General features: G+C 53.3%; 8 protein-coding genes. 4 read left to right on the plus strand and 4 right to left on the minus strand.

The genetic code is table 11. From position 1 onward, the window contains the following. Positions 1 to 5 precede the first annotated feature (5 nt). Complete coding sequence (locus HYS22_04320; GenBank protein MBI1909375.1) at positions 6 to 221, plus strand: hypothetical protein; 216 nt, start codon at positions 6 to 8, stop codon at positions 219 to 221. Here the strand turns inward: HYS22_04320 and HYS22_04325 are convergent. Next, entirely contained in the window at positions 211 to 3,495 is a 3,285-nt protein-coding gene (locus HYS22_04325; GenBank protein MBI1909376.1) for a hypothetical protein, read from the minus strand. The genes HYS22_04320 and HYS22_04325 overlap by 11 nt on opposite strands. A gap of 109 nt (positions 3,496 to 3,604) precedes the next feature. Between HYS22_04325 and ald the strand changes: the two genes are divergently transcribed. Then, positions 3,605 to 4,681, plus strand: a complete 1,077-nt coding sequence (gene ald / locus HYS22_04330; GenBank protein ID MBI1909377.1) for an alanine dehydrogenase — start codon at positions 3,605 to 3,607, stop codon at positions 4,679 to 4,681. Here ald and HYS22_04335 read toward each other — a convergent pair. Then, the gene (locus tag HYS22_04335) at positions 4,637 to 5,218 is read right to left on the minus strand and encodes a biotin--[acetyl-CoA-carboxylase] ligase (GenBank protein ID MBI1909378.1); all 582 of its coding nucleotides are present in this window, start codon (positions 5,216 to 5,218) and stop codon (positions 4,637 to 4,639) included. The two genes, ald and HYS22_04335, sit on opposite strands and share 45 nt — an antisense overlap. Then, complete coding sequence (locus HYS22_04340; GenBank protein ID MBI1909379.1) at positions 5,187 to 6,848, minus strand: Na/Pi cotransporter family protein; 1,662 nt, start codon at positions 6,846 to 6,848, stop codon at positions 5,187 to 5,189. Before HYS22_04340 ends, HYS22_04335 begins: the two co-directional genes overlap by 32 nt. Before the next feature lie 141 nt (positions 6,849 to 6,989). Between HYS22_04340 and HYS22_04345 the strand changes: the two genes are divergently transcribed. Beyond that, on the plus strand, positions 6,990 to 8,246 hold the full coding sequence (locus tag HYS22_04345) for a hypothetical protein (protein MBI1909380.1): 1,257 nt from the start codon (positions 6,990 to 6,992) through the stop codon (positions 8,244 to 8,246). A gap of 13 nt (positions 8,247 to 8,259) precedes the next feature. Here HYS22_04345 and smc read toward each other — a convergent pair whose 3' ends face one another. Beyond that, complete coding sequence (smc, locus tag HYS22_04350) at positions 8,260 to 11,814, minus strand: chromosome segregation protein SMC (protein MBI1909381.1); 3,555 nt, start codon at positions 11,812 to 11,814, stop codon at positions 8,260 to 8,262. Between the two features lie 67 nt (positions 11,815 to 11,881). Here smc and HYS22_04355 point away from each other — a divergent pair, with 67 nt between their 5' ends. Continuing rightward, entirely contained in the window at positions 11,882 to 12,301 is a 420-nt protein-coding gene (locus HYS22_04355; protein ID MBI1909382.1) for an EamA family transporter, read from the plus strand. Positions 12,302 to 12,314: the final 13 nt, after the last annotated feature.

Genomic DNA, 12,314 nt, shown 5'->3' on the forward strand with positions numbered 1-12,314 from the left:
GTTTTATGAACTGTCACAGTCTCATCATCTCTGCAGTCATCGTTACTTTTCTCTTACCCACACTGTCTGTCTTTGGAGGAGAAAAAAAGAAAACAACGAAGAGCCTGATCACCCCCTCAGCCACAGATACCTTTGGAACGGCGGGTGTCCGCGGCTTTACCCTGGATGAGAAGAAACCGGCAAAAAAGAAGACGTGGAAAAATAAGAAGGCTAAGGATTAACGAGGGGAGAGGAGCCGTTCTGAATAGAGATCCCTTCGAACGGTTCGCCATCGTTGTTGGTGTCACCGTTAATATCCACAAAGATCGGGTTGGCAATGGCGAAGGCCGGGATGCCGCCGATTGCATCGACAGTCCCCGGGATCCTGGTGAAAAAATCGGTGTCGAACGGGATTTTAGCGGAATCCAGTCCAACCGGAACCAAGGGGAAGAGTGACCGGGTGCCGCCAGAACCACGAACCATCGCAACAATCCAGGAATCCTGACTAATCGTAATCGTCTGGGTCACCGTTCCTTTTTTTGCAATGACCTTCCCGTCACTGCCCAACTTCCCTTCCAGTATAAGTGACTGATCGGTAGTGCTAAAAAGATAGGTGGGGCTGTATTGGTACTGGGGTGCCTTTTCATTAGCAAAACTCGCCGCCCCTTGGGTATAAGGTGAAAGAGTGGCGGGATCAATAATTCCCCTGCCAGCCTGGAGGCCACTGGTTGCGGCCGGTTTTGGGTTGGTATTGACGAAAATCTCGACGGTATCCACTTCGGCCCAGACCGGCGTTTCAAAGTTGATCTCCAGATTCACGAGACTACCGGGCGTCAACGCTAAAAGATCGCCCACCTCTCCCCGTACTTTACCGCTCGAGGCATGGACCTGAAGAAAAGGACCTGCCGAGATGACCACCTTGTGCCCCTTCAGATTATGGGCGATATCGGTCATGCTGAGATCATCAGCAGTCCCTTGATGATCAGCGGGATCAACACCGGAGGCGATATAGCTTCTCGGCCATCCGATCGGGTCCCGAAGCAACCCCTTCGAATCAGAACCCCCCGTCGCCGTCACCACAAGACCTAAATTAAGGAGGTTGAACCAGGTCGGGAGCGTCGTTGCCCGGAAAAAATTGAAGGAGTCATCCCAACCATGAACACCACTTTGCAACCCGGTCACAATCTCGATACCATCAAACCCTTTTGCAAAGGCGCTCGACGTACCGTACGGAAACGGGGCCACAAAATCCCCCTGGTTATTGGTGTTCGGCTCCAGACGGAAATGGATCGGATCGGCAAAACTGGCCAGCGGTTGACCAAAGCCAGGAGTGGTCAAAAGTCGGGTCAGAGAGAACAGTCCTTGGGCAGGATCCATCACTTGATGAATCTGAACAAATCGTTCCCCCTCGAGGGCCTTCAGATCAGAAATGATTTCGGCCATTGATTTGACCCGATCCGGTTTGGGAGAAATTTGATCTTTTGTGGTCAACGTACCGTCATAAGCACCCCCTGTAGCGAGCAGAGGCTGAGCCGTCATCGGGAAAGTCCCGAGACGACCGACTAAGGACGCAATTTCCTGACCGGTGCCGACGGCTAATTTCTGTTTGGGCAGAAGGGTCGCCTGCTCCAGCGATTTCTTTAAAGAGGAAGGGTCCGTGAGGGAGTCCCGATCGGTCAGGACGACAAGATCCAACCCCTCAGCGGCCGCACTGAGGAGCCGCAGATCTGAAGAAAGGTGCGAACCGGGACTTTTCAGGGAATGGGTATGGAGATCGGCGCCGATAAATCCGGGAGTTCCAACGGCCCGCTCAAGCACCGCCGTCAGGGGCGTCCTCTTGCCAGCCTCGATGGTCACCGACCGCAGATCCAGGGTGTATTCCGTCCCCTTGGAAAAGACAAAAAGATAGCTTCCCGGTTCCAGTGAAAACTGCGCCTGCTGTGTCAGGTCAATCGTTCCATTGGGGTTGATCAGGTGGGTGCCAACAATGCCATACGGGGTGGGGTGGCCCGCTGTTTCGTGGAAAATCCCCTGAGAGGGAGACGGATCTTTACCGACAATCGTGAGACGGGCATTGGTGGGGATAAGTCCCCCCGAGATCCGTTCCACAACGCCATTGATCACAACGGTTCCAGAAACCCCTAGCGTACATTCAATATCTTGAACAGCTCCTGACCCAAGGTCAACCCGATCGGTCTCCTCTGCCAGGTTTTTGCAGCTCCCCGCAAATTCCTGACCGTTATCAACAACCCCCCCACGGTATCCCTCTTTTTCAACACGGATCCGGTATCTCCCTGAACCAAAATGTCGCGAACGGTCATCACTCCCGTTGGGAAGCAATCCGCCGAATTGCCCATCGGAAGCGGTCTTGAAGACAGCAACAGTCCCGCCGGTTTCCTCATCGAGAAAAGCGACCAACGCCCCCTCAACCTTCTGTCCCGAGGAGTCCACAACACGACCCGATACCGCCGTATTCGGAATCTTGAGGGCGACAAGACCGATTGAAAGGACTGAACCGGTATCCCCCGTTCCGACAGCAAAATGCCGAACAATCTCCAAAGCCCCTTGGGGCGGAACCGAAACCGATGAGACCCCACTGGGCCGTAACAGGTCGGGAACCCCGTCCTTCAGATAAACAGTCTGGAGACCATCCACCGCCAGACCACTCGCCTTTTGCCAGACCGCCGGGTCATAGAAATATCCATAAGAGACATTCGAAAGCCTGTTGGTCGCCCCGTACAAGAGGGCTGATGCTGAATCCAAAACGGCCGAACCGGCAAAACCGGATTTTGGCAAAAGTGTTTCCAGCTCTCCAGAGGGAAGCAGAAGATCCCCCACAGGAAGGGATACCGGCTCTTCTCCCTCGTTAAAGATTGAGCTCTTGATCGTCACAAACTCCTCACCGGGATTGATCTGGTAGTCCGTCGTGACGAAAAGGGAGAGGTCTTTCAGGCTGGAAAAGGTAAAAGGATCGTTAACATCCGAGAGTCGAAACGGCGCCTTGAAATCGGTCTCTTCCAGCAGGTTGACGGCGTTGGTAATCTGATCCCCCTTCAGGGAGTCCAGGACATCCATCGCACCGGTAGCCCTCAAAACAAGAGGGGTATTTGCACTCCCGTCAGAAACAACTTCAAACGAAAAATAATTGACCGTCCATTCCCTGTTGAGGAGAGGGATCATCCCCCCCCATTGGTCCTTGCCCGATTCCTTTTTCGGGTCCCTCGTCCGGTCGGCATCAATGATATTCCCTCCAAAGAGATTGATTCCCGCAGTCCGCCCACCATTCTGGACAATCACGCGGATCTTGTTATTCTTGAGCAGAAAGTCACCCAACGCCCCCTGGGCTGCAGGGCCACCAATCAAATCGGAGGCGTTATTGATGGAAAAGGCGGTGACGCTCGGTTGCGGAACCTGATCCAGCAGGTCATCACCATCGTCACATTGAGCGAGAAGGAGCGTTGCAAAAAGGAGGAAAAAGAAAACGCGCCAAGACTGTTGGGCAAAGCATCTTTTCACAGCGGCCCTTATATCGTCTTTGGCCATAAAAAGGTTGCTAAAAAAGGGGCGTTCGATAGAATCAAAAACCAAGCAAAGCTCGCTACTTAAAGGAATCGTTTGAAAGAGAATGTTGATCGGGATCCCCAAAGAAACAAAAATTGGTGAAAACAGGGTCGCCGGCACCCCGGAAGCGGTGAGGGAACTTGTGCAGAATGGGCAGAGAGTCCTTGTGGAGAAACGGGCTGGTCTGGGGAGCGGTTTTTCGGACAAGGAATACTTTTCCGCCGGGGCAAAAATCATTTCTCAAAAGGCCGAAATTTATAAAAAAGCTGACCTGATCTGGAAGGTCAAGGAACCAAGCCTTCAGGAGGTCCATTTTTATCGGCGCGGTCAAATTTTATTTACATTTCTGCATCTTGCTGCAGACCCGAAGCTGACCCACTCTCTTTGCCGACAAAAGATAACCGCTATCGGTTACGAAACAGTCCAGCTCCCGGATGGATCGCTCCCACTCCTCGCCCCGATGAGTGAGGCGGCTGGGAAGCTGGCCGCCGTTATCGGGGCTAATTATCTCCGCAAGGATCTTGGCGGTAAGGGGATCTTGCTCTCAGGAATTCATGGAAAATTTTTGGGAAAGGTCACCATCCTTGGCCTCGGGATCGTCGGTCGCAACGCCCTGGCAATGGCCCATGGGCTCGGCGGCCGGATAACCGCCTTTGATCTTTCCAGAGAAAAGCTAAAATTGCAAAATCTCTACCCCGAACGTCTTTCGACCCATCTTTCTGACCCAAAGATGATCGCGGAGGCCGTGAGGTATTCAGACCTCGTGATTGGAGCGGTCCTTGTCCCAGGCAAAAAGGCCCCCACGGTGGTAACCCGGCCGATGGTCCGCTCGATGGAACCGGGTTCTGTGATCGTCGATGTTGCTGTGGACCAGGGAGGGTGCATCGCCACCACACACCCGACAACCCATGCCAACCCCGTTTATAGGGTCGATGGCATTCTTCACTACGCGGTCACGAACATCCCGTCACTCGCCGGCCGTTCAGCAACACAGGCGTTGTCTTCGGTGACGCTTCCCTACCTTAAAAAAATAACCTCACTCGGCCTGGAAGAGGCCTGCCAGACTGATCCTTCCCTTCAAAAAGGGATCAACATTTCAAACGGGGAGATTGTCCATCCAGCCCTTCGACAGCTCCTCTGAAACAAGAAAATGATTGAGGAGTTTTTCTCGATCAAATTCTTTTTTTGTGATCAAGAATAGAGAGGTGACCGTTTTTTGCAACTCATCGGAAAAATCGTCAAGTGTGCTATTCACGTTCAATCCGATACCGATCACAACAAAATCCAATAGGGGCAGATCGTGATGCGCCCCTACCTTCATTTCTGACTCGCAAAGAATCCCCCCCAGTTTTTTCCCCTGATAGTAGACATCGTTCGGCCATTTGAGGGTGACCTCTATCGGGATCTCCTTCTTGAGAAAATCAGCCAGCGCCCTGCCGGTCATCACCGTCAATTGCGGGGCCAGTTCAGCCGGGATCTCCGGTCGCAGAAGGATAGAAAAATAGAGATTCTTGCCAGCCGGGGATTCCCAAACCCTCCCCTCACGCCCTCGACCAGACGTCTGACAATCGGCAACGACAATCGTCCCTTCCGGTTCCCCTTTTCGCGCCAGTTCTTTGAGAACCTCGTTGGTCGATCCAACTGTCTCAAAACGATAAATCTTTTTGGGGAAAGGCATGGGTCACAATGGCAGTAATCTTGGCATTAATTCTCTGAAAATTGGCCAAAATGTCCAGGTGAATAGAACTGGTCTCAAAAGTTTCCTTCAAACCTTGATGAAGCCGGTTCAGGTGGGCCTGACGGAGTTCCCTCTCCACGTCACGAAGATGGGCATCATGCCGAAGAACCTTTTGGGCCATTGCCTCATCCCCCGTTGTTATGGCGGAAATCGCCAGATCGAAATTCTCCGAGACCTTGGCATGAAAGTCCTTAATCTCTGCCCAGCCTTCCTCAGAAAATTCCCTCCCCTTTCTGATCTTCTTCTCGGCCAGTTCCATCAAATGCTTGTTGATGATGTCACCAATCTCCTCGAGGTCGCTCGCCATGGCCAAAAAATTGAGTTCCAGAACAGATTCCTTATCCGACAACATCCCTTGTGAAATCTTGGCCAGATAAAACTTCACCTCTTTGTTCAAAAGATCCAGATGATCATCCATCGCCTCCAGATCATCAATCTTGTCCAGATCATTCCTCTCAAAAACGGAAGGGATGCCCCGGAACATTTCGTAGGCGATATCCGCCATCCTCAAGACCTCCCTCTTCACATGGGCAAAGGCGAGCGGCGGTGTCTCCAGCGCCGTCGGGTCCAGATACTTGGGTCCGAATTTCTTCTTCTTGTCCTCTTCCGTCGCTGGAAAAAGTTTTTGAACAATCCAGACCCCCTGTCGGATGAAGGGGAGGAAGAGGATCGCAACAACCCCGTTAAAAACGAGATGGGCGATGGCCAGTTCCCGCGCCACATTCGGCGGACCGATGGAGATATAAGGACTGACCTGTCGGATCAATTCCAGGAATGGAACGAGAAACGGGGCAAAGACCAAAACCCCGCCGACCTTAAAAATAAGGTGGGCCCAGGCGACCCTCTTCCCTTCCGTATTTCCTCCCGCGAGACTCGCAATAAAGGCGGTGACGCAGGTCCCGACATTGGCCCCAAAAATGATCGGGACAGCCGCCTCGATAGAAAGGGTCCCTCCAAAGGCCAGCGCCATGGCAAGACCTATCGTGGCGGCACTGGACTGGACAAGGGCCGTGAAAACGGTCGCCGCGATGAAATTGTACAGGGGGTAGCGGGAGAGAAAATCAAAGAACGGGACAACCCAGGGGTTTTCCTTCAAAGGGGCCATCGCCTGGGTCATCAGGTTCATCCCGAAAAAGACGAACCCGAATCCCAAAAAGATCATGCTGACATAACGGGTCCTTTTTTTCTTGCCGATCAGGTCAATCAGGACACCCACAATCAGGATCAAAAGGGCATATTCCGCAATTTTCCTGACGGAGAGCAGGAAGACCACCAGCGTCGTGCCAACGTCGGCCCCAAGAATGACCCCCATCGCCTGGGCCAAGGTGATCAGTTGGCTGCTGGCAAGCCCGACCAGCATAACAGTCATGGCGGTGCTGGACTGAAGGATCAGGGTAGTCAGGGCACCAACCCCGAGACCATAAAACCGGTTTTCGGTGAGCGAGGCGATCATCGCCCGGAGCCGTTCCCCACCGGCCAGTTGCAGGCCAATTCGACCTATCTTCATCCCGTAAAGAAAGATCGCGAGGGCCCCGAGAAAGACGATGAGAGAAAAATGTTGTTCGATCATAACCTGTTGAAAGAAATGGCCTTTTTACAAAAACCGTCTCCTTGCCATTTAATATCACTTTTTTATTCGAAGATCATCAAAAAAACCGAAACCTTCCCCGGGGCCTCAACGATAATAGGGGTGGGAGAGCCTCCTTAATATATGTCGGACTGCAGCAGAATCAACGAATCTCCTGCCTCATTAGAAGCTACCTACGATACTGAACAAAGTTTTTCTGACCCGAGTGAGGCGGTCTGTTCGGAAGAAACCGCGCTGGTGAGCATCGATGAATTTACCAAAATCCCCCTCGCCTGTTTTCTTCCCACCCCCGAACCAAAACCAGCTAAACGTTATGATCTTTATGTTTCTACAATGGACCCAAGGGATCAGTTAACAGCGATCCGAGCCGGACTCATTGAAGAAGATGCCGCTAAAATTATGGTTCGACAGGGACGCGAGGTTGTCGCCTACCTCGAAGCAACAACCCCTCCGGATCAAACAGCGGCAAGAAATGAAATCGCCGCCCTTCGGGTCCAGCTGGATGAGATTGAGTTGCAACATCCGGAGCTTCAAGAACCGCTCGTTGCCTCGTCGGAAAACCGATTGCCCCTCCCCAATGACAGGGTCGAAAGCCAACCGATCTCCAACGAAACAATGCTTGCCGAATCCACAAGTCCTGCACCAGTACTGAAGGGAACCCCTCTCCCCCAGGAAACGATCCTCTCCGTGGCCTCTGTTAAAGCCACCCCAATCGGGGAGACTGATCGACAAGCGATCGAAGCGCTAAGATCCTTCGCAGAAGTAGAAACAGGAAAAACTTCACCCGCAGTCATTGCCTCAATTCTTGCAGGAGAGGAACCGGCGGCGGCAAGGCGGACCGGAGTTGTCACCAACCCATCGACTCCCTCAACCCCTGGAGTTTCTCCAGACCAACGCGGAGAACCGATCGTTCCGGCTAACACCCTTTCTGCCGTATCGGGCAACAGCAACCCTTTTGAGGAGGGGGGTAATTTTGTCACAGCTATTCGGGATTCTGATTTGAGAAAAATTTTTGAACGGTGGCTGGATGAGTCCCGAGTCGAGGCAAGAAGGAAAGAGGGAACGCCAGAGAGACTTCCCCTCGTCGCCCTGTCAGGTTTGAGCGGGAAAGACCGAGCCAGGGATGGCATCCCAGGCACGGTGACCAACGAGGTCCCCCCTGCCGCAATCCTGCAAGGGTCAATTGCCTCATCAAGGCCTTATCTGACCCAGGCCAATGCCCCATCCCTCCCTTCTTCCGGCAAGGGGGAGGCACGAATCAGACCTCCTGCACGAAGTCCAGGTAACCGAGACGGTCATCGGCAGGACGGGGGACAAAACAGGAATGGTCAAAGAGATGAGTCACGCCAGGAAGAACAAGACTCTCCCGCGTTCGCTTAACGAACTCTATTTTCTAGTCTAATTTAACAGAGACAATCTTGGAAGTGCCCGGCTCTTCCATGGTTACTCCATAGAGGGTATCGGCCATCTCCATCGTCCGTTTGTTGTGGGAGATCAGGATGAATTGCGTTCGGCCGGTCAGGTCGCGGATCAATTCATGGAATCGACCGACATTGACTTCATCGAGCGGGGCATCGACCTCGTCCAGAATACAGAAAGGAGACGGTTTGACGAGGAAGATGGAAAAGACAAGGGCCGTTGCGGAAAGGGCCTTCTCCCCACCGGAGAGGAGTGAAAGGTGCTGGAGTCTCTTGCCCGGAGGCTGGACCATGATCTCCACGCCGCTGGTGAGGAGATCATTCGGATCAGTGAGTGAGAGTTCGGCCCGTCCCCCCTTGAACAGCTTGGGAAAGAGGACCTGGAATTTCTCATTAACCAGGGCCAGCGTCTCCTCAAACCGCTTTTTAGTTGCCTGATTAATCCGCGAAATTGCCTTTTGCAGGGCATCGAGCGATTTCTCCAGATCTTCATACTGCCTGGAAAGAAAATCGTGACGATTCTTCAACTCTTCATATTCAGGGATCGCCCCCAGATTGACATCCCCCATTTTATCCATCCTGTCTTTGAGCTCCACCGCTTCAGCAGAGGTGATAGAAGCCTCGAACCCCTCCGGAACGAGAGGAAGCTCCCCTTCCGCAAGATGAACGGCATATCTTTCCAGCATCTGGCCCGTGATATGCTCCCGTTCCGATTTCATCTGGGTCAAGGTGACCTTCAGGTCACCGGTATGGCTCCGTGCCAGATCATACTCCTTGCGGATATCCCGCATCGAGAGTTCCTCCCCTCTTTGCTCTTCCAGGAGGATCTCAAACCCCTTCTTCTTTTCCTCATAATGGCCGCGCAACTCCTCCAGGGAGACCCGTTGCTGCGACAGACCGGTATTGTCCGCCTCCATTTCCATTTTGAGAGAAACCAGCTGTTGGTTGGCACCGGTAATCTCGGACAACCTTTTGTCCAGAATCTCCTGAAGGTCGTGACGCCCCCCCTCCACCCTCTTGAGTCCCTCTTCAAGATGCCCCTTCTTTTCCGTAACGGCTGCTGTCCGAACCTTGAGATTGGTCAGGGTGAGTCCCTGCTGTTCCACCGCGGTAGTGATTTCTTTGAGGTGCTCCTGCAAATCACGAATCGCCGTCTCTTTCTGATCCTTGACGGTAGCCAGATCCCCCTTCTGGTTTGAACAACGCCTCAGTTCCTCTTCGACGGCGGCCATCTCGGTGCCCAGCTGACGGTGTTCCCCTTCCAGCACCGCCTTCCTCTCAAGGTAACGGGAAACCTCGGACTCTTCATGAGACAGATCTTTTTCCAACGCCCCGATCGTCCTGTCGACTTCATAAAACTCCCGCTGAGCGTTCTCCAGGGAGATTTCAAGGGAAGAGACCTTGGCCGCCTTCTGGTTGGCAACATCTTCCTTCCAATCCGCCTCGGCCTCAATTTCGGTAATTTCCCCTCTCAATTCCTGCATCTCCCGCTTTTTCTCCAAAATCAGCTTGCCGGAATCTCCCCCGCGTCCGCCGCTGACAACCCCATGCGGATCCACAACTTCACCATCGAGCGTCACGAGCGTCTTCTTGTGACCATTGGACCGCCAGAGGGAAAGGGCCCTGGCCAGATCATCAACAAGGACAAAATCCCCAAAGAGATAGGAACCCAATTTCTCAAAATCCCCTTTCACCCGGATGAACTCCAGCATCGGACCGATCACCCCTTCCTCGTGGCGTGGGAAGGAATCGTTCTCCGTATGCCGGATCCCGAGCGGGATAAAGGTCGAACGTCCCTGCCCCTCGGTCTTGAGGTAGGAGATCGCATCGACCCCCTCTTCATGACTCTTCACGATGATCGATTGCAACTTTTCGCCCAAGGCGGCGCTGACCGCCGTCTCGTACTCCGGAGGGGATTCCACATAATCGGCAACAACCCCCATGATTCCCGCCATTTTTCCCTCCGTCTTGCGGGCCCGGAGGATCGATCGCACCCCTTCCTGATACCCCTCAAAATTTCTCTCAAGATCCACCAAAGACTTGAGTCGTGAGCGTCTTAAAACCATCTCTTCCTTCTTTTGAACAAGCTCCATCTCTGCCAGTTCACGAGCCTCCCGCTCCGTCACCAACGCCTTCTTCACATCGTTAATCTGGCCTGTAAACTGCCCCTGTTCCTGACGCTTGAGTTCCAGGACACGACGGACCTCATGAACCCGCTCCTGCACCACGGCGCAGTGGTGACCGATCTCGGAAATCTCCGCCTCAAGCCGTGCCATCCGCGCCTTGAAATCAATCCTCCGCCCCTCAAGCCCCTCCCTGCGGCTCTCCCCCGTCGCCATCTCCCTCAAGGAAAGGGACAGTTGCCCCTTTTCCTCCTCCAATTGTCTCTGCAAAGAAACCTGCTCTTCGGAAAGCCTTTTCCATTCCGCTTCTGCCGTGGTCCTCTGTTCCGTGACCTCTTTTTCCTCGGCAAGAATGGTGGTGATCTCCTCCTGCTCCCCCTCTTTTTCCGTCTCGAGCGTCAGGAGTCTTTCTTTGGCCTGAGCAATTTCAGCAAGCCACCCTTCAATCTGTTTCTGGATATTTTGAGTTTCTTTCTCCTGAAACCCCTGTTTGGCCTCCAAAAGCTGAATCTGGTTGGTGACTTCGTAGATTTTTTCCTGCAACTGCGAAAGCTCTTGTTCCTGTTCGGTGAGCGAAAGACGACGCGTCTCCAGGTTGGCCTCAAAAGAGGCGACCTTGGCTCCCGATTCGGTTTCCCGCCCCTGCCAGTCGGTGAGCAAGGTCTCCAGCTCCCCAACCTCGCGGTTGATCTCCCTCAACTTGGCGGCCGCCAACAGGACCTCCAGCTCGCGGAGCCTGTTTTTGACCTCCTTGAATTTTTCCGCCTTCTTGACCTGACGATCGAGGGAGACGATCTGGCGCCTGACCTCGGTCAGGATATCAGCAAGCCGTGTGAGATTCAGCCGGGTCCCTTCCATCCGGCGCAGGGCTGCTTCTTTGCGAAGTTTAAACTTGGAAATCCCCGCCGCCTCTTCAATCAGAAGTCGCCGATCCTCCGGTTTGGCATTGATGGCAAAATCGATCTTTCCCTGTTCAATAACCGAGTAGGCCTTGTGACCAACGCCGGTCCCCAAAAAGAGATCAATGATATCCTTCAGACGACACTGGGTATTGTTGATCCGATATTCACTCTCCCCCGATCGGAAGAGACGACGGGTTACGGTAATTTCCGAAAAACTGGCATACTCCACCGGGACAAGGCCGTCCTCCGTGGAAAAGGTGAGCGAGACCTCCCCCATCCCCAGAGGGGCCCGGGACTCCGACCCGGCAAAGATCACATCCTCCATCGATTTTCCGCGAAGGCTCTTGGCACTCATCTCCCCCATGACCCAGCGGATGGAATCAACAATGTTCGATTTCCCACAACCGTTCGGCCCGACAACACAGGTGATCGGAGAATCAAAGGAGACCGTTGTCGGGTCGACAAACGATTTGAACCCGACCATGGAGAGGCGTCTTATTTTCATTAAGGTTATTGACTATTTAGCATAAAGGGGCCTTATTTGTAAAGGGTGATTCACCCAAGGAGGTTCTATGAAACCTGTTTACCTGTCACTGGTCACCATGGTGTTGATGGGGGTGACCCCCCTTTTCGACAAGATGGCGATGCAGGGGACCCGGGCCCTCTCCCTCCTTGTCGTCCGGATGGGGATACTGCTCGTCGGTTATGGACTCATCGCCGGAATGACCGGGGACCTGAAAGAAATAAGTCATCTGGCCCCAAAAACCCTATTCTGGATCGTCCTCTCTTCCCTCTGCGGGATCGGAAGTCTCTACGCCTACTTTGCCGCCATCAAGATGGGGGAAGTCTCCGTGGTTTCAACACTGATCTCGGCTTCGCCGTTTATTGCCACAACCCTCTCGATCTTTTTCTTCAGGGAGACAATAACGATCACCAAAGTGGTCGGTATTCTGACAACGGTCACAGGGATTGTCCTTTTGGCAAGAAGCTAGGGCGATTCGCCCT

The organism is Deltaproteobacteria bacterium (genome assembly GCA_016177765.1).
Taxonomy (GTDB): domain Bacteria; phylum UBA10199; class UBA10199; order JACPAL01; family JACOUP01; genus JACOUP01.